Source organism: Seonamhaeicola marinus, assembly GCF_008085455.1.
This window is the reverse complement of record NZ_VSDQ01000499.1, coordinates 1-636: the sequence shown is the minus strand read 5'-3', so window position 1 is coordinate 636 and position 636 is coordinate 1. Positions and strand designations below refer to the sequence as shown.

General features: G+C 32.8%; 1 pseudogene. It reads right to left on the bottom strand.

The features are described 5' to 3' along the window. Positions 1 to 7: 7 nt before the first annotated feature. Positions 8 to 636, bottom strand: a pseudogene (locus FUA24_RS07930) (M23 family metallopeptidase); the annotation flags it as partial.

Genomic DNA, 636 nt, shown 5'->3' with positions numbered 1-636 from the left:
GATAGCATTATTTAAAATCTATAAAATTTGTTGGATTAATTGGGTAACCATCATTCCAAAGTTCAAAATGTAAATGTGTTCCGGTTGAAAGCTCACCTGTGTTACCTGCAGTGGCAATTACTTCGCCTGCTTTAACCAAATCGCCTTGTGTTTTTGTAAGTTCAGCATTGTGTTTATATACCGAAATTAGCCCATAACTATGCTCTAAAATAATAACATAACCTGTGCTAACCGTCCATTCTGCAAAAATTACAATACCATCGGCAGTAGCTTTTACCGGTGTATCTTTAGGTACAACAACATCAACAGCATAGTGTNAAATTAGTAGCTGTAGTTGCAGATTCAAACAAGTTATACTTATCTTCCTTATCAACTTTTTCTCTTAAAATAGAATCTTCAGCAATAGGTTTAAAATCTACTTCGCTAGCTTCTAACTTTACTGCTTGAATGATAGAATCTTTATTAATATCTGAGGCACTAACATCTCCTGTTAATACTTTTTTAATAGATTTATAATACAGTTCATTCATGGCCATTGCCTGTTGTAATGAATCTGTTTTAAAACTAAGCTCAGTAGCTTTCTTTTTTAATGCTGTTGAAGAATACCCTGGAATATATTCTCTTAAAGGTGTAAAT